Genomic DNA, 25,310 nt, shown 5'->3' with positions numbered 1-25,310 from the left:
AGGGCGAAGGCTCAGGCCCGGGCCCCCTGGGGGCTCCGGGTGAGGATGCCCTCCAGGGCCAAGGTAAGGGACTTCTCCAGCTCCTCGGAGAGGCTTCGGTGGGGCGTGTAGGCCGCCCAGCGCAGGGCGGAAAGGAAGTAGAGGTCGGCCAGGGTGCGCCCCATGCGCTCCAAGGAGAGGTCCTGGCGCACCGCCCCCTTTTCCCGCAAGGGCCTGAGGACCTCGGCGATGAGGTCTCCCAAGGGGAGGGCCTCAAAGGCGGCCCTGGCCCGGATGGGGTCGGGGTTCAAGAGCTCGTAGAGAAGGGGAAGGAGAAGGTCCTTCTCCTCTTCGGTGGCCTTGGCCACCTCCTGAAGGAGGAAGCGGAGCACCGCCAAAGGGTCCATCCCCTGGGCCAGGCGGCGGCGCACCTCCTCCCTGAGCCCGGAGAGGAGGAGGCTTCCGTAGTCCAGAAGGACCGCCTCCTTGTAAGGGTAGTAGTTGAAAAAGGTCCCCCGGGAAACGTGGGCGGCCTTGGCGATGTCCGTGGCCGTGGTGGCCTGAAAACCGCGCTCGCGGAAGAGGCTCATGGCCGCCTGGAAGATCCGGTCGCGGCGACGCCTTTTCTGGTACTCCCGGACGCTCATGGGGTCAGTGTACTGCCGTACAAACTCAAAGCTCAATCGCTTTGCCGACCCAGTCCGAGAGGGCTGGGAGCAGGGCGAGGCCGCCTTGGGTGGCGTAGACCTTCCCCTCCCGGTGGAAGCTCCCCGGCACCACCCGGTAACCCCGAGAGCGAAGGGCCTCCGCCACCTCCCCCGCAGCCGACACCACCTGGGGAAGCCTCCCCGCCTCCGCCAGGAAGAGGTGGGCGTTGTAGCCTAAGAAGACCGCCTCGAGGCCCTCCCAGACCTCTTCTAAAAAGGCGAGCCAGGTGGGGTCCTGGGCCGGCCGCTCGGGCCTCCTGGCCCCAGGGATGAGGAGGGCTTTTGGAGGCGGGGCCGCCGGGAAGGCGTAGGTGGGGGTCCACACCGAGCCCGCCAGACCCTCCGTGCCCTTCCGCCCCTTGGCCACGGTGTAAGCGGGGATCCCCAGGCGCCGGGCGGCCTCCAGGGCCAAAGCCGCCTCCAGCTCGGAAAAGCTTGGCAGGAGCAGGACCGCAAGCACCTTCGCCCATTATGGCAGAAGGCGGAAGAGGAGCTCGGCGGCCTCCCCCCGGGAGACGGCCTCCGGGCCCTCCACCCCAGCCTCCCCCAGGGCCAGCAGGAGCTGGTTGAGGAGCCGGCGCCCGAGGGGGCCCAGGCCGGGGTCAGGACCAGAAGAAGGAGAAGGAGCGCCCGCATACCCGAAGACCCCGGGGCTCCCTTTAGGGCAGGGTCCGCTTGGCCTCCTGGTACTCCGCCACCAGCCGGGCCACCACCTCCTTGGCCGAGGGGATCTCGCGGATAAAGGCCACCCCGTGCCCGGCGGAGTAGACCTCCTTCCAGGCCTTCCCCCCGCCCTGACGGAACCGCTCCAGGGACTCCCTGAGGAAGTTGGCGGGCACCCCGGTGACCTCGGGGGTGTACTCTATGTCCTCCGGCTGGGCGCGCAGGAGGGCCTCCTTGTACTCCAAAGGCGCCCCCGACTCCAGGGTGGCGATGAAGCGGGTGCCGATGTAGACCCCGTCCCCCAGGGCCAAGGCGGCGAGGACCTGACGGCCGGTGGCGATCCCCCCAGCAATGAGGACGGGCACCCCGAGCTCCTCCCTAAGCCAAGGCCCGAGGACGAAGGGGCTCACCCTCCCGGCGTGCCCCCCGGCCCCCGAGGCCACGGCCACCAGGGCGTCCGCCCCGGCCTCCACCGCTTTCCTCCCGTGCCTCAGGCCCACCACGTCGCACCAGACCACGCCGCCGTAGGCCTTCACCCGCTCCACCACCCGGGTGGGGTCCCCCAGGGAGGTGACCACGAGGGGCACCCGGCGCTCCACCACCGCCTCCAGGTCCTCCTCGAGGCGGGGGTTGTCCTTCAAGATGAGGTTCACCCCGAAGGGCACACCTTCAGGGAAGCTCTCCAGAAACTCCCGGAAGCCCTGGTGGGTGCGGAAGTTGAGGCTGGGGATCACCCCGATCCCCCCCGCCTCCGCCACCGCCTGGAGGAGGGGGGCGTTGGACACCAGGAACATGGGCGCGGCCACGATGGGGTAGCGGATCCCCAGCATTCGGGTGATGGCGGTCTCCACGAAGAGGATTTTACCCGGTCTAAGAATGGCGCAAAACCCCAGCCCCCCATCTGGGAGGCGGCGACCCGCGGGCTACCCTCCTCCTGGGCCCTCCAGCCCTTTGCGCCGCATCTCCCCCCACACCCCCCGCTTGCGCCACACCTGGAAGGAGGCCCAAAAGCGCACCAGGGCCAGGGCCTGCCGGTAACCGAGCCCCTCCACCACGCTCAGGAGGAGGAGCCAAAGCCGGTCGCGAAGCCGAGGGTAGCGCTTGAGGAGCAAGGTCTCCATGCCCACGGCCAGCTGGGAGAGGAGGATCCCGTAGCCCACGGCCAGGAGGAGGAACAAAAGGGCGAACTCCGGGTTGAGGAGGCCGAGGAAGTGGAAGAGGGGAAGGGCCAAATACCCCACCACCTCCACCACCGGGGCCAAGGCCTCAAAGAGGAGGAAGTAGGGCATGGCCAAAAGCCCCAGCCGCCCGTACCGGGGGTTGAAGAGCATGGCCCGGTGGGTCCAAAGCACCTCCCAAAGCCCCCGGTGCCAGCGGTCCCGCTGCCGCCTCAAGGTGGCCCAGTCCGAGGGCACCTCGGTGTAGCAGATGGGGTCCGGGGTGTAGAGGATGCGGTACTCCCTCCCTTCCTCCCGGGCCCGACGGTGGAGGCGCACCACCAGCTCCATGTCCTCCCCCACGGTGTCCGTGCGGTACCCCCCTACCCGCAGGGCCTCCGCCCGGCGGAAGACCCCGAAGGCCCCGGAGATGATGAGGAGGGCGTCCATGGCGCTCCAGCCCGCCCGACCCAGGAAAAAGGCCCGGGCGTACTCAATCACCTGCATCCGTTCCAGAAAGCCTCGAGGAAGGCGCAGGACCTCCACCACCCCCTCCCGCACCACGGCCCCGTTCAGGGGCCTTATGGTCCCCCCCACGGCCAGCACCCGGTCGTCCTCCAGGAAGAGCCGGCTCGCCCGGAGGAGAGCCTGGGCGTCCAGAAGGCTGTCGGCGTCCACGGCGCAAAAGAGGGGGTAGCAGGCCAGGTTCAGCCCGGCGTTCAAGGCGTCGGCCTTGCCGCCGTTCTCCTTGTCCACCACCAAGAGGTTGGGGTAACGGAGGGAGCGAAAGACCCCCCGGATGGGCTTGGTGGGGACCACCCGGCGGAAGACCACCTCCACCGGTACCAGCTGGAAGGCTTCCTTCAGCACCTCCAGGGTGCGGTCCTTGGGCCCGTCGGCCACCACGATGACCTCAAACTCCGGGTAGTGGAGGGAGAGAAAGGAGCGCACCGAGGCGGCGATGGTCTTTTCCTCGTTGTAGGTGGGCACGAGGATGGAAACCGGGAGGTAGGCCTCCCGCTCCAACAGGTCCTTTAGGGCCAGTTCGGAAAGCTCCCGGGCGTAGCGGGCCACCATGCGGATGCCGAAGAAGGCGAAGAAGGTGTAGAGGAGGTTGAGGAGGGCGAAGTACCAGAGAACGAGGACCTGGTAGGCGAAAAGCAGCAAGGAAAGGAGGTTCATGCCGCCTCCTCCAGCACCTGCTGGGCCATGGCCCGGCCGTAGGGGTCGGGGTGCGCCCGGGCCGCCTCGGCCAGGGCGTCCAGGCCGAGCTCCCTAAGCCCCTCCGCCGCCGCCCGGCGCACGTAAAAGGAGGGATCGGAAAGGGCCTTCCAGAGAGCCCTCCGGGCGAGGGCCCCCCCGAGAAGGGGAAGAAGCCGGGTGGCCTGGAGCCTAAGGAACTCCTCGGGGGCCTGCAGGTGGGCCAGGACCGCCTCCTCTAGGCCAGAGGGCACAAAACCCAGGCGCCAAAGGGCGCGCAGGGCCGCCGCCCGGAGCTCGGGATCGGGGTCTTCCAGAAAGGGGGCCACCTCCCCCACCAGGCGGTGGAGCTTGAGGCGGCCCAAGGCCTCGAGGGCCGCCCAGCGCTCCTCCTTGCCGCCTTGACGCATGAGGCGCGCCACCACCGGCCCGGCGCGGTCTTCCAAAAGAAGAAGCGCCTCCAGGAGAGCCCCCCGGGGGAGGCCCGCCTCCAGGAGGGCCTGGGCCAGGGCCTCCACCCCCTCCCCTTGGGCGATCCTGGCCCCGGCCCGGGCCGCCGCCAGGCGGAGCACGGGGTCCGGGTGCTTCAGGTAGGGGAGAACCAGGTCCAGGGTCTCGGGAAGCCGGGCCTGGGCTAGGGCCTCGAGGGCCTCCAAGCGAGCGGGGCGGGAGTAAAACCGCCCCCGGAGCACCCTGCCCCAAGGGGGGTGGGCCTCGCGAAGCCAAAGGGCGAGGCGCTCGGCGAACTCCCCCTGGAGCATCTCCCGTAAGTGCAAAAGGGCTTCCAGGGCAGGCCTTGGCCAGGGGGGCGGGGGCAGGGGTTCCTCCGCCCAAAGGGCCCGGGCGAAGCGCCCAAGCCACGCCTCGTAGGCCCTCCGGTCCCTTTTCTCCTTGGCCTCGGTGTGGGTGTGGTAGAGGAGGACATAGGCGGCAAGCAGGGCCAAGGAAAGCCCCGTGAGGAGGAGGGCCTGGAAGAGGGTCCGGTAGGCGAGGGGGACGCTCAGCAGGGAGAAAAGCCGGGCGGAGAACACCAGCACCAAGCGGAGGAGAAGCTCTCTGGGGCTGAAGGGCTTGGTGAGGTAGTCCTGGGCCCCGAGCCTGAGGGCTTCCAGGACGTGGTGCTCCTGCTTGAGCCCGGAAAGCACCACCACGGGGGTGTTCCGCTTAAGCTCCTATCGCAAGTGGCGCAGGAGGTCCAGACCGAAGCCCCCGGGGAGGTTGAGGTCCAGGACCACGGCGTCCACCTCCTCTCCTAAGGCCCTCTTGCCCGAGGCGTAGTCCCGGGCCAGGAGGACCTCGTGTCCCGCCCGCCTCAGGGCCATCTCCAAAACGGCGGCCACCGCCGGGTCGTCCTCCACCACCAGCACCCGGGCCACAGCGTTCATTCTATCCGGGCCAAGAGGGCCTTTACTTCGGGGTCGGGGTTTAGGCGAAGCTCCTCCCGCAAAAGGCCCTTGGCCTCCTCCTTCCTCCCCTGCTCCAAAAGGGCCTTGGCCAGGGTGAAGCGGGCCAGGGGGTAGTCGGGCTTGAGGGAAAGCACCTGCCGGGCCAAAAGCTCGGCCTCCCTGGCCCGGCCCAGGGCCAAGGCCACCTCCGCCAGGCCCCAGCGGGCGTCCAGGTTCCCGGGGTCCTGGGCCAGGACCTGGCGGTAGCTGGCCTCCGCCTCGGCGTAGCGCCCCAGGTGGTACAGGAGGCGCCCGTAACGCACGCGCACGTCGGGGCTGTCCAGAATGGCCAGGGCCCTTTCGTAAAGGGGCTTGGCCTCGGCGCGCCGCCCCTGGAGGTAGAGGGCGAAGGCGAGCTCCCCTATGGCCTCGGCGTCGTCGGGGAAGGCGGCCACCGCCCGCCTTAGGAAGGCCTCCGCCCCCTTGGGGTCCTGGGGCAGACGGCGCCTTCCCTCGTAGAAGCTCCGCCGCTCCCGGAAGGGCACGGGATCCGAGGGGTAGCCCTCGAGGCCCGCCTCGTCCAGAGCCAAGGCCCGCACCTGGCTTAGGCGGTCCCCCTCCGGCAGGTAGCGAAAGAGGTTCCCCTCCACCCTGGTGGAGAGCACCACCCTCTCCCCGCTTTGCACCTCCACCCGGAAGCCCTTCGCCCCCTCCGGCCCCAGGAGGCGGAAGACCACCTCGCCCTCGGGGCCCAGGGTTGGGCGCACCAGGGGGGCCGGGAGGAGCTTCCTGCGCACCCCCGTGCCCAGCACCGCCCCTTCCCCGGAGGGAAGCCGCTCCCGGCCCAGGGCCACCTCCCCCCGGTAAAGGGAAAGCCGCGCGCCCCCCTCCCGAAAGAGGCGCAGGTGGGTGCCCAGGGGCCTCACCTCCCCTTCGGGGGTGGAAAGGGCTAGGGGCACCGGGGCCTCCCGCACCGCCTCCACCCCGCCCTCCCCCAGGGCGATCTGCACCCGCTCCCCCCCACCCCAAAGGCTCCGCCAGCGCCGGGCCTCCCCCCGGGCCTCAGGGCTGAAGGCCAGCTCCAGGCCGCGGAGGCGCACCACCTCCCCCGCAGGCACCTCCCCAAAGGCCCGGGAGCCCAGAGGGGCCGGGTAAAGGGGCAGGCGGGCCAGGGCCAGGAGGGCCAGCATGAGGAGGAGGAGCCGCCCCACGGGGGCCCGCTGCCCGGGCTTGGGCCGCGGCAGGAGGAGGAGGAAGGTGCTTCCCCGGCCGAGGCGGCTTTTGAGGCGCACCTCCCCTCCGTGGGCCTCCAGGACCCGCTTCACCAGGGCAAGCCCCAGCCCCGTTCCCTCCACCTCCCCCCGGGTGGAGGCGCGGTAGAAGGGCTCAAAGACCTTTTCCTGCTCCTCCTTGGGAATGCCGGGCCCCGTGTCGGCCACGGCGATGCCGTAGCGCTCCCGCCCCACCAGGAGCCGCACCGCCACCCGGCCCCCTTCCGGGGTGTACTTCACCGCTATTCAGGACGTTAAGCACCGCCTGGTAGAGCCAGTCCGGGTCCCCGTAGACCCAGGCCTCCCCCCGGGGGAGGGTAAGCCGCAAGGCAACCCCCTTCCGGCGGGCCAAAGGCCGCACCTCCTCGGCCGCTTGGCGGAGGAGGGCCTTCAGGTCCACCCGCTCGCTCCTGAGCCGCACCCCCTGGCCAAGCTTCAGGTACTCCTGGGCTTTTCGCAGAAGCTCCTGGATGCGCCGGGCGCTCCTCTCGGCGATCCCCAGAAGCTCCTTGGCCTCCTCCGGAAGCCCTTCGGTCTCCAGGGTAAGCTCCAAGGCCCCGAGGATGCTCATGAGGGGGTTTTTGATCTCGTGAAGAAGGAGCCTAAGAAGCCTTGCCGTCTCGTCCTGGGCCCGCAAGAAGGCGAGTTCCCGTTCCCTTAAGGCCAAAACCTCCTGTAAGGTCCTGAGGAGGAGGCGCAGGGCCTCGAGGGTCTCGGGACCTGGAAGGCGGCTTCCCGTCCAATAAAGGGCCGCCTCCCCCTCCTCCAGAAGCTTTTCCCCCCGCAAGGGGCCTTCGGGCAGAACCGCCCCCCGCCAGACCACCTGCACCGGATAGCGGCGCAAGAGCTCGGACAGAAAAGCCAGGTCCCCAGGGAGGGGTTGAACCATCGGCCTCAGTTTAGGAGAGGCCCTTGAAAGCCCCGTGAAAACCTAGGGCTTGGGGGCCATGACCACCAGGAGAAGGGCGGGGCTTGCGGACTCGTTGCGCACCCCGTGGGGGGCGCCCGCCGGGGCCAGGACGGCCATCCCCGGGGCCAAAAGGGCCTCCTCCTCCCCCACCCGCACCACCACCTCCCCTTCCAGAGCGTAGTACACCTTGTCCGAGCCCTCGTGGGCGTGCACCTTTTGGGCCTGCCCGGGAAGGAGGGCGTAAAGGTCGTAAAACATCCTTTCCGAATGGAAGATGGGGATCTTGGCCATCTTCTCCGGATCGTAGCGCACCAGGCTCTTCAAATCCCGGATCTCCATGCCCCCAGACTTGACCTATATACGGCCCCTGGGGTAAAGAAGAGGCATGACCCTACGCGAAGCCCTGTCCCAGATCCCCGACCCCCGGGCCCGCAACCGGCGGTACCCCCTGTGGGGCCTCCTGGCCCTCATCCTGGTGGCCTTCCTTTCCCGCGTGGACTCCCTGAGGGGCGTGGAACGCTTCGCCCGCGCCAACCCTCACCTCTTGCCCCACCTCGGCCTGCGCAAGCCCCCGGGCCACACCATCCTCACCCTTCTCCTGCACCGCCTGGACCCCCATAAGCTCCAGGAAGCCCTGCTCAAGGTCTTTCCCGAAGTGGAGCTGGGGGAGGTCCTGGTGGTGGACGGGAAGCACCTTCGGGGAAGCGGCAAGGGGAAAAGCCCCCAGGTCAGGCTGGTGGAGGTCCTGGCCCTGGGTCTGCGGACCACCCTGGCCCAGGCCCAGGCGGAGGGGAGGGAGGATCAAGCCCTCTTGGAGCTCCTGGACCGCCTTGGGGCGGAGGGGCTCAAGGGGAAGGTGGTGGTGGGGGACGCGGGGTACCTGTACCCGGAGGTGGCGGGGAAGGTGGTGCAAAAAGGGGGGCCTACCTTTTCCTTTTGAAGGCCAACCAGGGGGAACTGCTGGAGTGGGCTCTGGAGGTGTTCAAGGGGATGGAGGAGAGGCGGCTTCCCGGGGAGACCGAGGCGGTGTGGAATCTGGCGCGGGACGGGGAGGTGTGGACCTACCGGGTCTGGGCCTCCCCCCACTTGCCGGAAGAGATACGCGCCTTTCCCGCGTGCCGGCAGGTGGTGCGGCTGGAGCGGGAGGTGGTGCACAAGGGGACGGGGGAGGTGCGGCGCGCGGTGAGCTACGCCCTCACCAGCCTGGGGCCGGAGGTGGCGGAGGCGAGGCGGCTTGGGGAGCTTCTCCTTTCCCGGTGGGAGGTGGAGAACCGGTCCTTTTGGGTGCGGGACGTTCTCTTCCGTGAAGACGCCTGCCAGGTGCGGGGGGTGGGGGCGCGGGTCTTGGCGGTCCTCCGGGCCTTTCTGGTCTCCCTCTTCCACCGCCGAGGGGTCAGGGAGAAGAAGGCGGCCATGGAGGCCTTCTCCTTCCATCCCCTCTCCGCCCTCAAGTTCCTGGGGCTCTATGCAGTATAGCGGTCAAGTCTGCCATGCCCCAAGTCCTGAGCTCCACCTTTAGGTTCGGACATCTGCCCCCTGCCCGGGGGAAACGGGGGTAGGGAACAACCTTTGCAGCCAGGCTTCCAGGGCGCGGCGCAGGATGTCTACCCACTCCTCTGGGGAAAAGCGCACCGGCTGCCTCAAGAGGACAAAGAGCCCGGAGTAAGCCCCCCACTTCCGCCTCCCCTTTGAGCCCCCCCTTTCAGGCGCCCCCGCGCCTCCTCCCCCACCATCAACCCTACCCCGTAAGCCAAGGCCACCAGGGCCAGGGTCTTCTCCATGGCCTCCCATCCCTTGCTCATCACCCCACCCAACCCCAGGTGCCCCTTCAGGTCCCTAAACCCCTCCTCAATCTTCATCCGCTCCTCGTAGACCCGCAAAAGCTCCTCCGGGGGAAGGTTCCCCATCACCCAAAGGGGCTCCCTCATCCCCTCCCGCCACACCCCCACCAGGTTCACCTCCACCTCACCCCGGTACCACACCCCCTCGTACCTCACCTCCCGACCCCGGTCCACCCAGGGAATAAGCCGCTCCCCACGCCACAAAAGCCTGGGCCTCGTCCCCAGGTTCAACCGCACCGCGTACCTCACCCCCCACCGCTCCAGGGCCTCCAGCCACCCCCCGAAGGAAAACTCCCGGTCAAACACCCACACCGTCCCCTCCTCCACGTACTCCACCACCTCCTCCACCAGTCCCTCCCAGGTCCGGTTCCTCCCCTCCCCCTTCCCCTCCCAGTAGCTCCCCACGTACACCGGCACCGCCCGGCCCCCGTAAGGCTGGGCAAAGACCACCGCCCAAAAACCCAGGGTCTTGCCATCGGAAAGCCGTCCCACGTAGGGGGTGCGCCTGGCCTGGGGACGGGGGACCTCCGTGGGGTCCACCAGGAGAAAGGGCGTCTTGGGGTCCAGAAGCCGCAGGAGGTAGCGCTTGGGCTCCAAGAGGGGCAAGAGGCGGTCTATCGCCTTGTAGTTGGCCTCCTCCTTGGCCTCCTCCCGGTAAGCCCTGGCCCAGTCGCTCTTCCGAGCCGAGCCCGAGGCCAGGATGGACCACAGCAAACGGGCCACCTTGTCTTCCCACCGCCAAAGCCACGGGTCCAGCAAAGGGCTCACAAAGGGCCTCAAAGCCTCTGGCTCAAAGGGTAACCTCCTCATGCCTACATGATGTCCGAACCAAAAGGGGGAGGCCAGCCCAAGTCTACTTGACGGGGGGCTTGGAGCGGGCTACACTAACCTTTGCGCGCCGGGGAGTAGCGCAGCCTGGTAGCGCACACGCTTGGGGTGCGTGTGGTCGTCGGTTCAAATCCGGCCTCCCCGACCAAAACCCCCGCCCTCGGAGGGCGGGGTTTTTCCTTGAGCGAACCACGCCCTCCATCTTGACGCGGGCACGCCTTCTCGGTATGCTAAGCGTTGCGTGCGGGGGCGATTAGCTCAGCTGGTTAGAGCGCACGCCTGATAAGCGTGAGGTCGGTGGTTCAAGTCCACCATCGCCCACCACGATGAAGACGCAAAGCTTCCCCCCTCGGTAGCGAGGGGGGAAGTGCTTTAGGGGGCTATTTGGAGGGCCATTTGCTCAGGCTAGGGGCCTGTTTCCAGAGCTTTTTAGGAGGTCTTCCAAGTCTATTACATAACCCCGGCGCTCCTCTTCCAGGAGATGGCGGTAAATGCCCAAGGTGATGTTGGGGTTTGCGTGGCCCAGGCGCTCACTCACCACCTCCAGGGGGATGCCTCGGGAGAGGGCCAGGGAGGCCCAGGTGTGTCGGAGGTCGTGCACCCGCACCCGACCCAGGCCTGCCTTCTCTGCCAGGCGGCGGAGATAGTGGTTGAAGGCATCCGGGTCATAAGGTTTTCCACCGCCGAAGAGGAAGAGCTCCCAAAGCTCCTCCGGGGTTAGGCGCTCCAGAAGCTTCTGGCGGCGCTCCTGCAAGCGCAGGAGTAGTCCCCGGGGTAAGGGGACTTTTCTACGGGCATGCCTGGTCTTGGGAGCGCTGAAAGTTCCCTTGCCCTCTACTTTGGTCCATGAACGCCATACCGTCAGTTCTCCTCGGGTGAAATCGATGTCCCGCCATTGCAGGGCAAGAGCCTCCCCCCGGCGTAGCCCCGTTGCCAGCATAAGGCGGAGGAGGAGGGCCATATCGGGGCTTTTGGACCGCTCCGCCTCCTCCAGGAGGCGGGCCACCTCGTGGGGCTCCAGAGCCCGGGCGGCTTTCTCCCCCTGGGATAGGCGTAGGCTCACCGCCTCTGCGGGGTTGCGGGCCACCAGCTCTAGGCGGAGTGCCTCGCGGAAGAGGGCCTTTAGGCGCATGAGGACTTTGCCGACCGTTCTGGCCGAGTACCCCTGCTCCATGACCCTGTCTAGCACCCCGCGAATGTGGGCAGGGCGTACCTCCTGCAAGCGCATGCGGCCTAAGGGATCATGGGCAAAAGGGTCTTTGAGGGAGGGCATAGCGCGCATGAGTTCTTCTTTGGCGAGGCGGAGAGAGTTTGGTCGCAAGCCCTCCCGCTCCAGGCGCTTCAGGTACTCCAGGGCAAACTCGCGGGTACTCTGCTTGGAGGGTTCGGCCAGGAGGCCCTTGGATTTCTGGTCTACCAGCTCGGCTAAGAGCTTTTCCGCCTCGCGGCGGCTATTGGCGTAGCGCTTCGCCTTGAGGAGCTTGCCCGTAGCGGGATCAACCCACTTGAGCTCGGCCACCCATTTGCTCTTGGTGGCGTCGTAATAGGTGGAGCCTCCTCCTTTACCGCGTGCCATGCTTTCCTCCCGTCGCTTCTGGCAAAGGCAAAGCCTTTCCCATAGTTGGCTACATCCTACCTAGCGGGGCTATAATCCTTGCTCCTTTAGATGGACTGTCTTCCTAAGAGGGGGGAGGTTATTCGAAAAGTGCGTTTGGGGGATGGGGACGACTATGGTTTGGTATATGCTAGGGGCTCTCTTCAGACCACCCCAAACCGAGGCCCAAAGCCAGGCTTGGCCTGAGGCGGACCAGCAAGCCCTTCACATGGCTACCCTGAGGGTTTTGTCCCCAAGAGAAGTGATCGTTGAGGGGCGGGTCACGTTGGTTGGCGACACCTCCACGCCCATTGAGTGGGTGCCCATCAGCCAAATCGTGCCTAACGCCACTCCACCCAGGGCTCATTACAACTGGGAGGTGATCGAGCGGTTCCGCGACTCGATCCTCAGGAACGGCCTTATCCACCCTCTCGTCGTGTACCGACGGCTGACGTTGGTTAATCCGCCTTTCGTTTTACTCGATGGTCACTACCGCTATTACGCCCTCCAGCGCATCGCTGAGAAGCGAGAAGGTGGGGGCGACCTCAAGGTGCCCGTCCTGGTCGTGACGGGCATGGCTCAGTTCAACGCTCTGGGAATTCGCTTTACAGCAGACTCTGGCTTGGTTGTTCCCCATTCCGATCTAGATCGCGCTCTGCAAATTGACGCACTGCTTTCTATGGCTGACGTACCCCTAGGGGTGTTTGTAGCTGTGCTCCGAGAAATCCTATCGGCAAAGTCTAAAGGCAATCAGCATGACCTTGTTCCTAATGCGTTGACCCTTAGGTTGCTTGGAGTGTTTGGTCTTAAGCCAAGTAAGGCAGTCTACTACCTGGGGACCTTTTTGGAGGAACCTGCCCTCTACGAGTTGGCTAAGGCGCGGCTGGTTGGAGATCCGGTGTTTCGGGTTTTGGCCCAGCGCAGGGTACGGGCGCATCCCCTGTTCAGCACGTTTCTGGAACGAGCGAAGTGGGGTATTCCAGATGAGAAAGCGTTCGCCCGGGAGGTGCGTGCGATTGTGGCCCCAGATACCCCTGCGGCCCGAAAAGAGTCTGTCTACCGGGGCCTTCGGCGTCTGGCGAAGCGGGCTGGAGGTTGGAAGCGCCTGGCTGAACTCCTCGACGACTGGCTCCGGGCTCTGCCGCCTGAGGAGGTCAAGTAAATGGCAGTCCCTTACGGAGAGTTGCGGCGCGCGATTGATCTCGGCTTGCCCGTGCCTGTGGTCCTAAGCGGGGTGAGGAGCCGGCCCTTCGACCTCATGGCGCTCTTTTTGGGGAACTGCATTGGGAGGGTGGCAAACTGGGTAAAGGAACCTGACGTGGCTCTTCTGGAGTACCTTCGCCCTCGGTTGCTCTGGGAATATTTTGAGTACCCTGAGATCCAGGGGGAGGTAATTGAAAAGTGGGTTCTCCATCCAGACTCGCCTTGCCCGTTTCCTTTTCCTGTTGTTGCCGTACCGGGATTTGGCAGGATTGTAGTGCTTTTTGGCAGGGTGTGGCCTAAGGGGATGCTTAGACAAGGTTACTACTGGACCTTGGCGCAATCCGAAGAGCTGCCTATTCGACACCGGAGGTTATTGATGGAGATGGCCCGGGGAAGGGTCGAGGGACTTACCCGCCACCAGCGGGATTACATGTGGAAGCTGTATAAGGAAGGGATCAAGCCCTAGAAATCCCGTCCAGGACAAGCGAAATCGCCCCTTTTTCCGCAAAGGGGCAGTTCTTGTTGTACGCGTCACCTTTTGTTTCCGGAGTCACTGGTTACCTCCTGAACGGAGGAGGGAGAGGGGCAGAAAAATAGGGGGGCGAGGGTATGGTGGGGGGCACTATGCCCGGAAAGGGTGGGTCCCCTAGCGACCTAGGGTCTAGAGGATATCTGTCCAGTAGCTACCATGTACTGACTTTCCCTGTCGTTCCAGCAGTATGTGGTTGGGGTTCATTCGTCCCCGGGCAGCGGCTTCTGTGTAGACCCGCATCCGTGCATCGGGCCACCCGTAGATTTCCACCCGCCCGCTCCTCTCCACCCGGAGGAAGATCACCAGGGGGGCCTCGAGGTCCAAGACCATCCTGCCATCGGTAGAGCCTAGGTGCACCCTCCGGGGGGCGGGGAGATTCCGAGCCCGCCAGAGGAGGTGGGGGAAGAGGTTTTCGACGGGGGCCAGGACCCGCTCGGGCTCCTTCTGGGCCGGGTAGTAGAAGGTGGCCCATACGGGTTCGGGGACGCCCTCCCGGGCCAGGAGGATGCAGGTCAGGCGCTCCAGCCGGAGGAGTTCCCGGGCGGGAATACGCTTTCCCTCCTCTAGGGCGTGGGGAAGGGCATGCTTCCAGGCAGTCAGGGTAGGGCGGTGCTCAGGGGGCGGGGCAGGGGAGAAGACCACCCGCTCCCCCTCCCGGCGTACCGTGTAGGTGGCCTCCTCTAGGACGCCCAGCAGGTTCACGGTCAAGGGCTCCATTCTTCCACCTCCTCAAGCCCAGACTGGGGGGTTGGCACGGGGGGAGGGAGGGGGGACGATTTTGGGCCAAGCTCCCGATTTTGGGCCAAGGAGTTGGCCCAAAATCCTTCCTCGTCCTGGACGGCATTTTCCCGATTTTGGGCCAAGGGCATAGAGAGATTAGGGCGGGGGAGTCGGAGAACCTTAGGGGCTCCTCTCCCCGGAAGCGCCACCTCCTCCACCAGCCCCCGTTCCCTGAGCCCGGATAGGGCCCGCTTGGCGGTGCGCTCGGAGACGTTGCCCCGCTGGACCACCTCCTCCAGGAGGGCTTTCCGGGGGAGGCCTTCTTCCCCTGCTTCCGCCAAAAGCTCTAGGATGGCCTTCTCCGCCCGCTCCTCCAGGGTGACTGCTTCGGGCAAGGGATAGGGCCTGAAGTAGGCCCCCTCCCCATCCGCAAGCCACACCAGCTCGAGGCCAATGGGCGGCGGCAGGGGGGCATAGGACTGCTTCACACAGGTGAGCTTCACCACGTCCCTGCCCTCCACCTCTTTGGGGGGTATGCGGTCCAGGGCAAAAGCCGCCCGAGGGGAGAAGAGCTTGGCGGTAGAGCCCAATGGCCCCTTTTCGGCCACGGTCTGCCCGGGGGCAAGCTTCCCTACGTGATCCAGCAGGAGGAGGGCCGCCCCCGTGGCCTGGGCCAGGGAGGTCAGGGCACGGATGGGGGCGTGCACCTGCTGGGGCTTGATCACATCCACCCCCAAGAAGGCAGAAGAGAAGGCGTCCAGCACGATGAGGGCCGGGGGGTCTTGGCGAAGCTCCTCCTCGAGGGCCCGCACGTCCTCGGGGGTCAGGCCTCCCTCCACGGCCCGGAGGTCCAGGAGGGCTGTATCGGCATCTTCGTAGGCCCGGAGGAAGCGACAAAGCCAAAGAGCGTAGCCCAGCCCCCCGGGATCGTCTGCATCCAAAATGAGCACCTTCCCCCGCTTCACGGGGCGCTTGCCGAAGAGCCCCTGGGGCCGGAGGGCCTGGACGGCGAGGAAGGCCACCAGGCGGGTCTTGCCCTCCCCCTGCTTGGCAAAAAGGACGCTCACATAACCCGAGGGGATGAGCTCGTCCACAAACCACTCCACCACGGGAGGCTCCTGGGGAAGGGCAAGGCGCTTCACCGCCATCCCTCATCACCCCCTTTCTTCCAGGGATTGGGGTCCTTATATTGTGATGTTTCGTTGGCCCAAAATCGGGTTTTTGCCGTCCAGGACGATGCAGGATTTTGGGCCAAGGGGCTGGCCCAAAATACCTCTTTTGGCCCAAAATCCCCCCGATCCTCTAGGTGGAGGGGTGCCCGGCTTCCCACCTCGAGGCCCCATCGCACCGCCTCCCGGGCCTCCCGCTCAGGAAGCCCGGCCTGCATGGCGGCGGCTACCAGGACTTCTTCCGCTTCGTGGGGGTCTAGCCCGTGGGGGAGGAGCCCCCCAGCGGCCCTGGCGTAGGCGATCAAGGTGTTGTGACGGGTGCCCACGGGGGCGCTTGCCACCCGGTCCGCATAGGCCTCGAGGATCGCCCTCAGCCTCCGGGGAGAAGTCCCCTCGGGAGGGGCGGGGGGCTTCACCTCCTCTCGCCGGGGAAGGGCCTCCTTTAGGAAGTCCAGAAGTTCTGCTGTTCTCTCCTGGGGCTCAGGGGGGAAGCCCGGGAGGAGGAGTCCCGTGTAGGTGAAAAACCGCCCTCCCACCTCCTTGTAGGCGTAGACCTCCACCCCCATGGGGCCCAGGGTGAACCGGGCGGCCCGGTCCCCTTCCAGGTGGGCCCAGAGGAGGATGTGCAAACCCCTGCCAGATGGGGAAAGCTCAGCGTAGCTCCCAAACCGCCTCAGAAGCTCCTGGGCCTCGAGGGGAATGCCCTCCCCGGGCCACCCCTTCCAGTCGAGATCGATGCCCACCAGCCCCCCACCCAGGACCACCCCCAGGCCGGAGTAGCGGCCCGGGTAGCGCCTCAGGGCGGCCAGAGCCTCCTCGTAGGTGCCCCAGTCCTCCGGGCGGCGTACCGAAGCCCGGTAGGGCTTGGGAGAGCCCTTGGGAGAGTAGGGCACCTTGGTCGGCCCGCCTTCCCGTTCCTCAGCACGCCACACAAGCCAACGACGCTCTTTTGCCAGGGTGACGGCTACAATGGGATTAGACTTCTGCATAGGAGTCTCCTTTCCGCTACCCCCGCGCCTCCACGCGGGGGGCCTCCTTTTCTCCTGCAAGGAGCCGCTCGACCGAGGTCCTGACGATGTAAAGCCGCTTCCCCTGGGGCAGGCGGAACCCCTCCGGGGCCAGGATGCCCACCCCGGCCTTGGGCTCCCGCGTCCACCAGGCGCGGATGGTGACCAGGCTTTCCTCCGGCCCGTGGGGCCGCTTCTCCCCTGGCGAAAGCGGCAAAACCGTGTAGCCTAGGCGGACGTAACCCAACGTGGCATGCATCACTGCAGGCCCTCCCTGCCTCTCCTGGCGTCACTCGACGTTTTTTCCGTAACCAGCTCCTCTAACCGCCCGTCAATTAGGGCCTCTGCTACCCGTACTGGAATTAGGAGCCTGCGCCCGATTCGAATTCCGTGCTGGCGAGCTATTTTGTACGCCAAGTCCCGGCCAATAATTTCGGGCCCAAGCATCTGTCTTAGTTGGTTAACCGTGAGTAAGCGGCGGTTTCCGTTCACACTGGGAGAGTAGCGTATGGTCTTTTGGCTCTTGAAAAACAAATTTTGTCGTCCAGGACGACCATAGAGCCTCCTTTAGGGCAGTTTTTGTGGTGAGCCCCAAGGGTGACGCCCCGGGAGGGGGGGTGGGGGGAAGGGGCGGGGGAGGTTGTGGCGAGCCAGAGCATGCTATCTTGCGAGGCAAAGCCTATGGAACTTCGAGTAATTCCCACCCCTGACTTTCGGGAGCTTCTGGAACGCCTCGAAGCCGCCGTGAGTGCTTTGGAGCGGATGGCGGGAACAGGCCGCCTCAAGACAACAGGCAACAGGATGGGCTACAGCGTGGCAGAGGTTGCCGAGCTCCTCGGGCTGAGCAAGAACCTGGTCTACAGGGCCATCCACTCCGGGAACCTGAGGGCCGTCAAGCTGGGAGGAAGGCTGATTGTTTCGCACCGGGCACTGGAAGAGTGGCTGGGTTACGTGGGCTCCGAGGAGCAAAAGGGACCTCGAGGCCGAACTTGGTGAGCCTCGGAGGGCCTGGGCTACCCTAAGGGCATGAGGCCCCTTTTGGGTCTCGCGTGGGCGGTCCTCCTGGGTCTGGCCCTGGCCCTCAGCCCCCAAGGCGGGCTCCAGGGGCCCCTTCAAGTGGTGCGGGTGGTGGACGGGGACACGGTGGAGCTGGCCGGGGTGGGCGCCGTGCGGCTCATCGGGATAGATGCGCCGGAGTCGGGGTACAACCGGAGGACCTCGGGTCCGGAGGAGGTGCGGCTGGGCCTCGAGGCCAAGGCCTTTCTCACCCGCCTGCTCCAGGGAAAGCGGGTCTGGGTGGAGCTGGATGTCCAGGAGCGGGACCGCTACCGCCGGGTGCTGGCCTACCTGTACCTGGAGGATCCCAAGGGAGACTGGACCTATGGGGCCAGGCGCTTCCGCCAGGTGAACCTGGAGGTGGTGCGCGCCGGGTGGGCCGAGCCCTACACGGTGCCGCCCAATGTCCGGTACGCCGATCTCTACCTCCAGGCGGCGCGGGAGGCCCGGGCCAGGGGGGCGGGGATGTGGGGGGAGAGCGCGCAGGGGGCCTCGAGGCCGGGAAGCGGGAAGTGCGACCCCGCTTATCCCGCGGTCTGCATCCCTCCGCCGCCCCCGGACCTGGACTGCGGGGACATACCCTTCCGCAACTTCAAGGTGCTTCCCCCCGACCCGCACCGCTTTGACCGGGACGGGGACGGGGTGGGGTGTGAAAGCCGCTAATCCCCCACCAACACCACCTCCACCGTCACCCCCTTGGGGGTGAGGTCCCGCACCTTCACCTCGGCTACCCGGCCGGCCACGGGGGAGCGCACCAGCTGGCGCTCCGCCTCCCGGTCCCGCCTCCGCTCCAGCCTCGAGGCCTCCAGCCTGGCCTCCCGCAGGCGCTCCTCCAGGTGGGCCCGCTCCCCGGTGTAGTCCAGGACCAGGCGCTTCCGCCTGGCCAGAAGCTCCTCCACCCGGGCCTCGGCCTCCAGGAGCTTCAGCCGGGGCTCCGCCCCCTGGGCGGCCAGGTAGCGCAGGCGGTCCCGGGCCTCCCGGGCCCGGGCAAGCTCCCCCTCCAGGACTTCCCTCTCCAGGCGGAAGCGCCCCTCCAACCGGGCCAGGTCGGCCTCGAGGCGTGAGGCTTCCTCCTGCTTGGCCCCCGCCCTCTCGGCCAGCTCCTCCAGGGGAGCCTCGTCCACATACCGGGCCAGGGGCTCCCCCTCCTCCACCCGGTCCCCGGGGCGCACCAGGAGGCCGGAGAGGCTGGGCAGGTCGGGGATGACGATGGGATGGACCTGGGGCAGGACCGGGAGGTGGGTCGAAGCATCGAAGGGTGGGCTGAGAAGATGGTTGAGGGAAGGGGATTCCCTAAGCCGGGTTTCGGCTTGCCCCTCACGCCTCCTCGAGGCCATACTCCGCCTTGAGGGCGTTGCTGTTTTCCCGCAGGGCCCGGGCGAGATCTTCCGGGAAGCCCTCTTCGGCCTCCGCCTCCACCTCAAGGACCACCCGCACCCGCACCCCAGGTTCCTTGGCCAGTTGGAGGACGATTTCCTTGGCCAAGAGGTCGGCCTCCCGCAGGAGGTCGGTGGCAGGAACCTCCTTCTTTAGGTAGAACCGCCTGGGCTTGGGCTGGGGTGGGGGAGGAGGCGGGACGGGCGGGGCTATGGTAGATCCACCTCCTAACGTGTTTGGCGTTGCAGTTTCAGTATTTTCCATTGTGGTCTCGGGGGGGTGGGGCTTCTCCTCCGCCTTGGCCCTTTCCGCCACCTCCTGCTCCAGGAGGAACCCCGCCAGGTTGGGGGCAAACCCGCCTTCGCGCCAAAGCACCCCCTTGGGGTGCTCCCCCTCGAGGCGCTCTGCGTAGCCGAAAAATCCGTCCTCCACCCCTTTCCGCACGGAGGCCAGGAGGACTTCCTCGTCCTTCAACCGGGGCAGGTAGGGGTAGGTGCAGAAAGCTTCCCAAAGCCAGCGCAAGGGCAAGATGCCCTGGGAATCCCGGGCGGTGAAGAAGCGGTAGCGTTCCAGGGTGTCCCGCAGGAACCGGGGGTGCCACTCGGTGTAGACTAGGCTCTCGTTTTTGGCCTTGCTCGCCGCCCGCTCAAGGGGCTTGCCGCTTCCCTGGAGGCGGAGGGCCTGGAGCTCGAGGTCGGGGGCCTTGGGGTCGGGTTGGTGGAAGCTGAGGAGGTGGCGGTAGGCTTCTTCCAAGCGGGTGTTTAGGGTGTTCTCTGCCTCGACAAGCCGCGACCGCACCTGGGCCCTGTCCATATCCCCCAGGTTCAGGCTGGGAGCTTCCTCCAAGATGGACTTCCAAGCTAGGTAGCCCCTCGAGGCCGCCTCCAGGTCGGGCCAGGAGGTGGCTTCCGCCGCTAGGAAGAGAAGGGTGTTGCGGTAGAGCCTGGGAGCCTGCCCGCGCCGGTCCAGGATCTCCCGCGCCAGGCGCTCCGCTTCCGATTCCCCTTTGGTGTGGGAGGCCCAGGGGGGCAGGACCACGAGGCGTAGGGCGGGCTCGTCGGGCACGTCCCCGCTACCTTCGGGGACAGCGTGGACGGCGGCGAAGAGGCTGGGACGCTCCTTGGCCCAGGCACGGATGCGACCCACCAGCTCCCGGCGCACCTCCTCCGGGTCCAAGGCCGCGGCCCGGTCCTGGGCCAAGCGGTTGAGGCTGGGGCGGGTATCGAACCAGTAGCGGTCCCCCTCCGCGTGAAAGTAGGTGAGCTGGTCGGTGAGGGCTTTGAGGGCGTCCCCCACAAAGGAGGGGTTCTCCCCAGGCTGGACCACCCCCAGGCGCACCCGGATGCCCTCTACTCCCCGAGGCCGCCCAATGGGGGCGGCGGCGGGGGCGGTAGCCATGAAGACCGCCCGGGCGGTGCGCCGGGCCATCTGGTGGCGGCCTAGGTTAGGCCGTTCCTTGTCCAGGAGGAAGGCTTTGGCATTGGGGCCGTCCACGTCCGTGTCCAGCACCTGGTCGAAGCCCTCCTGGAAGCGGGAGAGGTGGCGGGTGAGCTCATACCGGGGCCCTCCGGCATCGAGGGGTAGGCTTCCCGGCAGGATCATGAGGGAAGGATCCCCCCGGGTCCACAGGGTGTGGACCACGGCGGCCATCAGGCGCAGTACTCCCCGGGTGCGCTGGAAGCCCTCGAGGGTGGACCAGTCCCCATAGAGGCGGTCGAAGAGTTCGGGGTGGATGGGGTAGGCCAGCTTCATGCGGCGCTCGTAGTCGGCCTCGGCGGTTTCCGCTGGGAACTCTCCCTTGTGCTCCCGGTAAAGCCGCATGAAAGCCTGTACCACGGCGTCCCGGTCCCGGAAGCCCTCGGCGGAGAGGGGCAGGAAGAGCCTGCGGCGTACGATCTCGTAGGACTCGTCCTGGGTGGCGGGCTGCCAGACGCTCTCCAGGCGGCCAAAGACGTTCTGCAGACGGAGGAGGGCTTCCCGCCCACCCCCGCCCCCCACCTCGGCGTCGGAGGCGGGGAGGGAGGCCACCACCAGGGTCCGCCCGCTCCGCTTGGCGGCCTCGGTGAGGGCTTGGGCGAAGGTGAGGTTCTGGTCGAAGGTACCCGCAGGGAGGTCCTCCTCCCCGTAGAGGTTGCGCAGGTAGGCTACCCACTCGTCGATGAGGACCAGGACGGGGGCAAAGCGGTCAAAAAGCTCCTTGAGGGTGTCGGAGCCTGGGGCCACGCCCCGGAGGTCCCCTTCCTCCACCAGGCGGTAGCCCTCCACCCCGCCGATCTGGTAGGCCATCTCCCCCCAGAGGGTGTGGACCACAACTCCCTCCGTCTTGGGGCGGCGCTTGGCAGGGTCTAAGGCAGTGCCCACCAACACCGCCCGCCTGGCCTTGGGGGCCTGAGTGAGGCCCGCTTCCTTCAACACCTCTTCCAGCCCGGGCACTTCGTGGGGGTCGAGCCCTCCGCCGAAGAGGTGGTAGAGGGCCAGCATGGAGTGGGTCTTGCCGCCACCGAAGGCCGTCTGCAGCTCCACCACCGGGTCGCCTCCTTCTCCCGAAAGGCGCCTGAGGGCGTTCAGCAGGAGGCGCCTGAGCCCCCCCGTGAGGTGGGTGCGGCGGTAGAACTCCAGGGGGTCGCCGTACTCTGGGCTCGCCTCCCCCCGGAGGACCTGGGCCAGGTCGGCAGCAAACTCGGCCTCGCTGAAGCGACCCGAGGCCACGTCAGGGTGGGGAGTGGCCACCTCCCGCCAGGGCTTGAGGCCGGACGGGGTGGGTAGCTGGGGCAGCTTGGCCGCCCGCTCCACCTCCCGCTTGGCCTCCTCCTCGAAGCGGCGGCGCAGAAGCTCCCGGGCTAGGCGCCCGGTCTCCTGGGCTTCCTCTGCGGCCACCATCTCCAGAAGGCGGGTCATGGTGTCCAGGGCCCGGTGGGCGTCCTCCAGGGTGAAGGCGTTCTGGTGGGCGTGGCGGTTGCGCACCTCAATGAGCTCCTTCACCAGGGTGCGCCCCCACTGACCCAGCTTCTCGTCAAAGACCTCGTGCCAGCGGTAATCCATGAGCTTCAGGAGGGCCTGGGCGTCGGGGTCTTGCAGTTTGTCTCGGTCGCCCTTCAGCACCTCGAGGGCCTGCCGGGCCCATTCCTCCCCGTACACCCGGCGGTACTCCCGCTCCACGAAGGGGCCGAGGCCCGCCTTCAGAAGGTCCAGGCCCCGCCCCACGATTTCCCGGTTGCTAAGCGCCATATTCCTAAGAATACGCGGCCAGGCTCCGGAAGCCTGGCCAAATGGGCACGGAGGGCCTAGAGCTTCATGGCGGGCAGCACTAGCCGGGGCAGGCCCATCTGGGCGGTGAGGAAGTCCACGTAGACTCTCAGATAAGGCCAGAGGTTAAGGGGCAGGTTGCGCTCCCGGAAGACCTGGAAGAGGGCTTCGTCGGGGAAAGTGGTGCACCGGTAGCGGGCGGCCACGCGCAGGTGGACGAAGCCGAAGCTCCCCTCGTCGTCCTGGAACTCCAGCCTAAGCTCCAGGCCCGCTTGGAAGCCCTCCTCGGTCTTCGTGGGGCCGAAGGTAGAAAGCCCATCCGGAGGAGGGCCGAAGCGCTTGGAGCCCTGGGGCGACCGTTCCAGCTTGGCGTGGACCTCGAGGAGCTCCACCCCCAGGATCTCCAGGCCGGCGATGAAGTCTGCGTAGGCTTCCGGGGAAGGTTCTCCGCCCTCTTTGGTGGGGAGGAGCTTCGCCCGGCGCAGGGTGTTGTAGACCCGCTGGTAGGTGAGGCCAAGCTCCTTGGCAATGGCAGAAACGCTCTTGCCCTCCTGGTAGAGCCTGCGGATGGTGGCAGACTTACTTTCCATCGGCCTAGGCGATTTCCTCAAACGCCTGCTTCCTCTTCTGGGTCAGGGTGGTCCAGGTTTCCGCCACCGGCTCCCAGCCCTTAGCCGCACCTGCAGCCAAGGGCTCGTCCGCGCCCAGATCAAAGCGGGCCAGGACCTCGCCCTCCTCGTCGGTGAACTCCAGGCGCAGGGAAAGCCCCAGGGCCTGGGCGTAGCGGGCCAGCCCCTCGAGGGTCATGGAAAGCCCGGCGGAGGTTTCCATTTGGCTCACGCGGCTCCGGGAAACCCCCAGGCGCTCGGCCACCTCCTTCTGGGAAAGCCCCTTGAGCTCCCGCAGGTAGCTCAGGAGCCAAGAAAGCTCCTCGTCCAGAACCTCCCGGTAGAGGCGAGCGCTTTCGGGGTCCTTCAGAGACTCCTGGAAGTAATGGCGGAAGTCCATGTGCCGGCCCATAATCAATTCACCTTTCCCTTCTTCATGGCCTTATAGGCTTGGACAGCCAGCTTGAGGAGTTTGGGGTCCGGGCTATCCTGGTCCTTGACCTCCCCCGCTGCCACCACGAAGAGAAGCTCTTCCTGGCGCCAGTAGTAGAGGCGTATACCCGTGCGGTGGCGGAGTTCCCAGATGGGCGCTTCCAGGTGAGCAAGCGGCTTGGCCAGAGGCGGGCGGAGGTCCGGGCCTTGCTCCCCCAGCGTCCAGAGCAGGCGTAGGGCGAAAGTGTGGAGCTTGGGGTTGTGGCGCTTAAGGTCTTCCAGCCAGTCCCGCACCTGCGAGCGCCCTCTGGCGTCCTCGTAGAAGACCACCCGGTAGCGCCCCACCTCACACCCCCATGGTATACCTACCCAAAAGGTTAGTCAATGCTAACCTCGGAAAAGCTCTTCCTGTATCGCCCGCCGGGTCTTGCGGGCCTCCACGCTCAGGTGGCCGTAGCTTCCTGCCAGGAGGTTGAAGTCCTGGGCTTCCGCCAGGCGGCCCTTGCGTTCGGCAAGCCCGTAGAGGCGGTAGGCCAATGCCCTGGCCCCTTCCGCCAGGGCCTCGGGGGTGCGGGCCAGGAGGCTCGCGGCGGCGCTCTCCCCCTGCTCCTTCAGCGCTTTGATGAGCCCGTGGGCCACCTCCCAGGCGGAGAGACGGCGGTCCTGGGCGGGATCCCAGCCCGCGGTGTACTCCTCGGGGCGGAGGAGGCGCACCTTTCCTCCCTTGGCCCGCAGGATGCCCCCCTCCTTCACCGCGGCCACGGAGACGTTCTTGGCCTTGGCCAGGGTTTCCGCGTCCCCGTAGGGGCCTTCGCCGTAGCCGTACTGGTCGTACCAGGCGATGGCGAAGCGGGTGGGGGCGTCCAGCTCGGCCTCCTCCTCGGCCAGGAACTCGTCCAGCACCTGGTTGATGAGGGCCAGGGCCTCCCGCACGGGGATGGCCCGGCCATCGGGTTCCAGCACCGCCCCAAAGCGGCTGTAGACCGCCATGCCGGGGCCGATGGCGCTTTGGGCCAGGTCCACGGGGGGAATGCTTCCTTGGGTGAGCTTGCGCAGGGCCTCAGGAAGCTCCCTCCGGAGGGTCCGGAGGAAGTCCTGGCGGGTGGCGGTGGGGGCGTCCTCTGGCCGGGGGCGGCAGACCAGGACGATGGAGGAGGCTAGGGCGTTGGAGTTCTGCCCCCTGGAGCGGTTAGTGCGCTCCGTGCGCATGGGCCAGGTGGCGGTGATCTGGAAGCCCGCATCCACCAGGCCCTGCAGGAAGGTCTCCCAACCCGTGGAGGCCACCCTGTCCGTGCCTCCTTCTTCCTCCTCCCCCTCCTCGGTCTCCTGTTGCTTGAAGGCGTAGTAGAGGGAGAGGGGGTAGTGGGGGTGGGCCTTGGCCCGGAGGTTCTGGAAGACCCGGCGCATGCCCTCCTCGAAGTGGCGCTTGGCGGCCTCCCTGCCTCCCTGGCGGTAGGGGTCGGCCACCAGCTCCTCGGCCTTGGGGGTGAGGAGGGTGCGGAAGAGGCTGGGGTAGGTGTCCCCTAGGGACTTGCGGAGCCAGACGTAGAAGAAGTCAGAGAGGTCGGCGTAGGGAACGTTGTCGTAGTAGGGCGGGTCGGTGGAGATGAGGGGCGGGGTGGGCACCCCGTTTACTGAGTCCAGGGCGTTCCCCTGGCGGGCCTGGCCCTCGGGGTGGGCGGGGAGGGCTTCTAAGGCTTTGGCCACCCATTCAACTGCATCCATGAAGTTGCGCGTGGAATCAGAGAAGGGGTTTACCTCGGAGAAGTCCCAAACCATGGGGAGGGCTTGACGACCAAAGACCCCACCAACTTTCTCTCCGCCGCTTTGCCATCTCGATAGCGAGTTACCACTTTCTGCAAGGCGATCCAGGACAAAAGCCAGGTACACCCCCACCGCCTCCGCATAGGCCTTGGCCCCCCTTCCCCCTTCCGCCAGGGGGATGCCGTCATCGGACAGGCCCGCCTCGAGGGCATCCTGGTACACCCGCTCCCTGGCCTCCGCCACCAGGTCGGCGAAGGTGGTGAGGGCCACCAGCTGGCGGGGGGTGAAGAGGTCGGCGTGGGTGCTGAGGCCGTAGTTCTGCACCCGGAAGCCAAGGGCCTGCTCGGGAAGCTTCGTGTCCGGCCTCCACCTCGGCACCGCCCCCCTCGCCACCTCCTCGTGCTCTGGGGTGGGGGCGTGGTAGTTCCTCCCCTTTTCGCCCGCAGTCACGATGGCCATCAGCCTGGCCCCCAGGCGGCCCGCCTTCCCCTCCCTGCGCACGTGGTCCAGGGGGATGTGGGCCCCGCACACCAGACACCGCCCGCCCCGCCTGCCCACGGTGCCCTCCACGGGGGGCTTCTCCCCCCTGAGCTCCACCTTTAGGTTCGGACATCTGCCCCCTGCCCGGGGGAAACGGGGGTAGGGAACAACCTTTGCAGCC

General features: G+C 66.9%; 25 protein-coding genes, 2 tRNA genes and 1 pseudogene. 7 read left to right on the top strand and 21 right to left on the bottom strand.

The window, feature by feature from the left end:
* Window positions 1–11: 11 nt before the first annotated feature.
* The 9 genes from ACY5J6_RS02600 to ACY5J6_RS02560 all read right to left on the bottom strand — a co-directional run bounded on the left by ACY5J6_RS02600 (window position 12) and on the right by ACY5J6_RS02560 (window position 7,611).
* Window positions 12–626: a TetR/AcrR family transcriptional regulator gene (locus tag ACY5J6_RS02600; protein WP_462845814.1), complete on the bottom strand. Its 615-nt coding sequence runs from the start codon at window positions 624–626 to the stop codon at window positions 12–14.
* A 25-nt stretch (window positions 627–651) separates the two neighbouring features.
* Window positions 652–1,146, bottom strand: a complete 495-nt coding sequence (locus tag ACY5J6_RS02595) for a hypothetical protein (protein WP_462845813.1) — start codon at window positions 1,144–1,146, stop codon at window positions 652–654.
* Between the two features lie 199 nt (window positions 1,147–1,345).
* Window positions 1,346–2,200, bottom strand: coding sequence for an NAD(P)H-dependent flavin oxidoreductase (locus ACY5J6_RS02590; protein ID WP_462845812.1), 855 nt, complete (start codon window positions 2,198–2,200; stop codon window positions 1,346–1,348).
* A gap of 72 nt (window positions 2,201–2,272) precedes the next feature.
* On the bottom strand, window positions 2,273–3,688 hold the full coding sequence (locus tag ACY5J6_RS02585; protein WP_462845811.1) for a glycosyltransferase family 2 protein: 1,416 nt from the start codon (window positions 3,686–3,688) through the stop codon (window positions 2,273–2,275).
* Entirely contained in the window at window positions 3,685–4,857 is a 1,173-nt protein-coding gene (locus ACY5J6_RS02580) for a HEAT repeat domain-containing protein (RefSeq protein ID WP_462845810.1), read from the bottom strand. The genes ACY5J6_RS02585 and ACY5J6_RS02580 overlap by 4 nt, the downstream gene beginning before the upstream one ends.
* Before the next feature lie 21 nt (window positions 4,858–4,878).
* Window positions 4,879–5,082, bottom strand: a complete 204-nt coding sequence (locus ACY5J6_RS02575) for a response regulator (RefSeq protein WP_462845809.1) — start codon at window positions 5,080–5,082, stop codon at window positions 4,879–4,881.
* 5 nt (window positions 5,083–5,087) lie between these two features.
* Entirely contained in the window at window positions 5,088–6,557 is a 1,470-nt protein-coding gene (locus ACY5J6_RS02570; RefSeq protein WP_462846482.1) for a tetratricopeptide repeat protein, read from the bottom strand.
* Window positions 6,478–7,251 carry a sensor histidine kinase gene (locus ACY5J6_RS02565; RefSeq protein WP_462845808.1) on the bottom strand — a complete coding sequence of 258 codons (774 nt, stop codon included), beginning with the start codon at window positions 7,249–7,251 and terminating at the stop codon, window positions 6,478–6,480. Before ACY5J6_RS02565 ends, ACY5J6_RS02570 begins: the two co-directional genes overlap by 80 nt.
* A 42-nt stretch (window positions 7,252–7,293) precedes the next feature.
* Complete coding sequence (locus ACY5J6_RS02560; protein WP_462845807.1) at window positions 7,294–7,611, bottom strand: cupin domain-containing protein; 318 nt, start codon at window positions 7,609–7,611, stop codon at window positions 7,294–7,296.
* A 46-nt stretch (window positions 7,612–7,657) separates the two neighbouring features.
* Between ACY5J6_RS02560 and ACY5J6_RS02555 the strand changes: the two are divergent.
* A pseudogene (locus ACY5J6_RS02555) lies at window positions 7,658–8,748 on the top strand (ISAs1 family transposase).
* Window positions 8,749–8,912: 164 nt separating this feature from the next.
* On the opposite strand, the gene ACY5J6_RS02550 reads toward ACY5J6_RS02555, so the two are convergent.
* The gene (locus tag ACY5J6_RS02550) at window positions 8,913–9,923 is read right to left on the bottom strand and encodes a transposase (protein ID WP_462844384.1); all 1,011 of its coding nucleotides are present in this window, start codon (window positions 9,921–9,923) and stop codon (window positions 8,913–8,915) included.
* A gap of 89 nt (window positions 9,924–10,012) precedes the next feature.
* On the opposite strand from ACY5J6_RS02550, the gene ACY5J6_RS02545 reads away from it, so the two are divergent.
* A tRNA-Pro gene (locus tag ACY5J6_RS02545) sits at window positions 10,013–10,089 on the top strand.
* Window positions 10,090–10,188: 99 nt separating this feature from the next.
* Window positions 10,189–10,265 (top strand) — tRNA-Ile (locus ACY5J6_RS02540).
* Window positions 10,266–10,341: 76 nt separating this feature from the next.
* On the opposite strand, the gene ACY5J6_RS02535 is transcribed toward ACY5J6_RS02540, so the two are convergent.
* Window positions 10,342–11,517, bottom strand: a complete 1,176-nt coding sequence (locus ACY5J6_RS02535; protein WP_018110676.1) for a tyrosine-type recombinase/integrase — start codon at window positions 11,515–11,517, stop codon at window positions 10,342–10,344.
* Between the two features lie 397 nt (window positions 11,518–11,914).
* On the opposite strand from ACY5J6_RS02535, the gene ACY5J6_RS02530 reads away from it, so the two are divergent.
* A complete protein-coding gene (locus ACY5J6_RS02530; protein WP_460376775.1) occupies window positions 11,915–12,697 on the top strand; it encodes a ParB N-terminal domain-containing protein in 783 nt (260 codons plus the stop codon).
* Window positions 12,698–13,204: a hypothetical protein gene (locus ACY5J6_RS02525; protein ID WP_462845806.1), complete on the top strand. Its 507-nt coding sequence runs from the start codon at window positions 12,698–12,700 to the stop codon at window positions 13,202–13,204.
* A gap of 195 nt (window positions 13,205–13,399) precedes the next feature.
* On the opposite strand, the gene ACY5J6_RS02520 is transcribed toward ACY5J6_RS02525, so the two are convergent.
* The 4 genes from ACY5J6_RS02520 to ACY5J6_RS02505 all read right to left on the bottom strand — a co-directional run bounded on the left by ACY5J6_RS02520 (window position 13,400) and on the right by ACY5J6_RS02505 (window position 16,425).
* The gene (locus ACY5J6_RS02520) at window positions 13,400–13,987 is read right to left on the bottom strand and encodes a hypothetical protein (RefSeq protein WP_018110673.1); all 588 of its coding nucleotides are present in this window, start codon (window positions 13,985–13,987) and stop codon (window positions 13,400–13,402) included.
* Window positions 13,975–15,138 (bottom strand): AAA family ATPase, encoded by a 1,164-nt coding sequence (locus tag ACY5J6_RS02515; RefSeq protein ID WP_018110672.1) that lies wholly within the window; start codon window positions 15,136–15,138, stop codon window positions 13,975–13,977. The genes ACY5J6_RS02520 and ACY5J6_RS02515 overlap by 13 nt, the downstream gene beginning before the upstream one ends.
* The gene (locus ACY5J6_RS02510) at window positions 15,129–16,052 is read right to left on the bottom strand and encodes a DNA primase (protein WP_244922446.1); all 924 of its coding nucleotides are present in this window, start codon (window positions 16,050–16,052) and stop codon (window positions 15,129–15,131) included. The genes ACY5J6_RS02515 and ACY5J6_RS02510 overlap by 10 nt, the downstream gene beginning before the upstream one ends.
* A gap of 112 nt (window positions 16,053–16,164) precedes the next feature.
* Window positions 16,165–16,425, bottom strand: coding sequence for a bifunctional DNA primase/polymerase (locus ACY5J6_RS02505; protein WP_026174959.1), 261 nt, complete (start codon window positions 16,423–16,425; stop codon window positions 16,165–16,167).
* Window positions 16,426–16,847: 422 nt separating this feature from the next.
* Between ACY5J6_RS02505 and ACY5J6_RS02500 the strand changes: the two genes are divergently transcribed.
* Window positions 16,848–17,162 (top strand): helix-turn-helix domain-containing protein, encoded by a 315-nt coding sequence (locus tag ACY5J6_RS02500; RefSeq protein WP_211207069.1) that lies wholly within the window; start codon window positions 16,848–16,850, stop codon window positions 17,160–17,162.
* A 30-nt stretch (window positions 17,163–17,192) separates the two neighbouring features.
* Complete coding sequence (locus tag ACY5J6_RS02495) at window positions 17,193–17,885, top strand: thermonuclease family protein (protein WP_018110670.1); 693 nt, start codon at window positions 17,193–17,195, stop codon at window positions 17,883–17,885.
* Here the strand turns inward: ACY5J6_RS02495 and ACY5J6_RS02490 are convergent.
* Genes ACY5J6_RS02490 through ACY5J6_RS02465 form a run of 6 tightly spaced genes read right to left on the bottom strand, consistent with a single transcriptional unit; the run spans window position 17,882 to window position 25,246 of the window.
* Window positions 17,882–18,559 carry an HlyD family secretion protein gene (locus ACY5J6_RS02490; RefSeq protein WP_018110669.1) on the bottom strand — a complete coding sequence of 226 codons (678 nt, stop codon included), beginning with the start codon at window positions 18,557–18,559 and terminating at the stop codon, window positions 17,882–17,884. The two genes, ACY5J6_RS02495 and ACY5J6_RS02490, sit on opposite strands and share 4 nt — an antisense overlap.
* The gene (locus ACY5J6_RS02485) at window positions 18,540–21,827 is read right to left on the bottom strand and encodes a Swt1 family HEPN domain-containing protein (protein WP_028494585.1); all 3,288 of its coding nucleotides are present in this window, start codon (window positions 21,825–21,827) and stop codon (window positions 18,540–18,542) included. Before ACY5J6_RS02485 ends, ACY5J6_RS02490 begins: the two co-directional genes overlap by 20 nt.
* Before the next feature lie 56 nt (window positions 21,828–21,883).
* The gene (locus ACY5J6_RS02480) at window positions 21,884–22,435 is read right to left on the bottom strand and encodes a helix-turn-helix domain-containing protein (protein WP_018110667.1); all 552 of its coding nucleotides are present in this window, start codon (window positions 22,433–22,435) and stop codon (window positions 21,884–21,886) included.
* A 4-nt stretch (window positions 22,436–22,439) separates the two neighbouring features.
* Window positions 22,440–22,853 carry a helix-turn-helix domain-containing protein gene (locus tag ACY5J6_RS02475; RefSeq protein ID WP_018110666.1) on the bottom strand — a complete coding sequence of 138 codons (414 nt, stop codon included), beginning with the start codon at window positions 22,851–22,853 and terminating at the stop codon, window positions 22,440–22,442.
* Window positions 22,854–22,867: 14 nt separating this feature from the next.
* Window positions 22,868–23,230 carry a type II toxin-antitoxin system RelE/ParE family toxin gene (locus ACY5J6_RS02470; protein ID WP_018110665.1) on the bottom strand — a complete coding sequence of 121 codons (363 nt, stop codon included), beginning with the start codon at window positions 23,228–23,230 and terminating at the stop codon, window positions 22,868–22,870.
* 42 nt (window positions 23,231–23,272) lie between these two features.
* Window positions 23,273–25,246, bottom strand: a complete 1,974-nt coding sequence (locus tag ACY5J6_RS02465) for a DUF1156 domain-containing protein (protein ID WP_462845804.1) — start codon at window positions 25,244–25,246, stop codon at window positions 23,273–23,275.
* Window positions 25,247–25,310: the final 64 nt, after the last annotated feature.

The organism is Thermus sp. H19.2 (genome assembly GCF_054979525.1).
The sequence above is the reverse complement of the archived record's forward strand: the minus strand, read 5'-3'. Positions and strand labels throughout refer to the sequence as shown.

Excerpts from the sequence above, each read along its gene's own strand:
- ACY5J6_RS02600 (WP_462845814.1), bottom strand. The coding sequence starts at position 626 with ATGAGCGTCCGGGAGTACCAGAAAAGGCGTCGCCGCGACCGGATCTTC.
- ACY5J6_RS02500 (WP_211207069.1), top strand. The coding sequence starts at position 16,848 with ATGGAACTTCGAGTAATTCCCACCCCTGACTTTCGGGAGCTTCTGGAA.
- ACY5J6_RS02505 (WP_026174959.1), bottom strand. The coding sequence starts at position 16,425 with ATGCATGCCACGTTGGGTTACGTCCGCCTAGGCTACACGGTTTTGCCG.
- ACY5J6_RS02560 (WP_462845807.1), bottom strand. The coding sequence starts at position 7,611 with ATGGAGATCCGGGATTTGAAGAGCCTGGTGCGCTACGATCCGGAGAAG.
- ACY5J6_RS02535 (WP_018110676.1), bottom strand. The coding sequence starts at position 11,517 with ATGGCACGCGGTAAAGGAGGAGGCTCCACCTATTACGACGCCACCAAG.
- ACY5J6_RS02475 (WP_018110666.1), bottom strand. The coding sequence starts at position 22,853 with ATGGACTTCCGCCATTACTTCCAGGAGTCTCTGAAGGACCCCGAAAGC.
- ACY5J6_RS02495 (WP_018110670.1), top strand. The coding sequence starts at position 17,193 with ATGAGGCCCCTTTTGGGTCTCGCGTGGGCGGTCCTCCTGGGTCTGGCC.
- ACY5J6_RS02490 (WP_018110669.1), bottom strand. The coding sequence starts at position 18,559 with ATGGCCTCGAGGAGGCGTGAGGGGCAAGCCGAAACCCGGCTTAGGGAA.
- ACY5J6_RS02550 (WP_462844384.1), bottom strand. The coding sequence starts at position 9,923 with ATGAGGAGGTTACCCTTTGAGCCAGAGGCTTTGAGGCCCTTTGTGAGC.
- ACY5J6_RS02520 (WP_018110673.1), bottom strand. The coding sequence starts at position 13,987 with ATGGAGCCCTTGACCGTGAACCTGCTGGGCGTCCTAGAGGAGGCCACC.
- ACY5J6_RS02525 (WP_462845806.1), top strand. The coding sequence starts at position 12,698 with ATGGCAGTCCCTTACGGAGAGTTGCGGCGCGCGATTGATCTCGGCTTG.
- ACY5J6_RS02565 (WP_462845808.1), bottom strand. The coding sequence starts at position 7,251 with ATGGTTCAACCCCTCCCTGGGGACCTGGCTTTTCTGTCCGAGCTCTTG.
- ACY5J6_RS02585 (WP_462845811.1), bottom strand. The coding sequence starts at position 3,688 with ATGAACCTCCTTTCCTTGCTGCTTTTCGCCTACCAGGTCCTCGTTCTC.
- ACY5J6_RS02515 (WP_018110672.1), bottom strand. The coding sequence starts at position 15,138 with ATGGCGGTGAAGCGCCTTGCCCTTCCCCAGGAGCCTCCCGTGGTGGAG.
- ACY5J6_RS02480 (WP_018110667.1), bottom strand. The coding sequence starts at position 22,435 with ATGGAAAGTAAGTCTGCCACCATCCGCAGGCTCTACCAGGAGGGCAAG.
- ACY5J6_RS02485 (WP_028494585.1), bottom strand. The coding sequence starts at position 21,827 with ATGGCGCTTAGCAACCGGGAAATCGTGGGGCGGGGCCTGGACCTTCTG.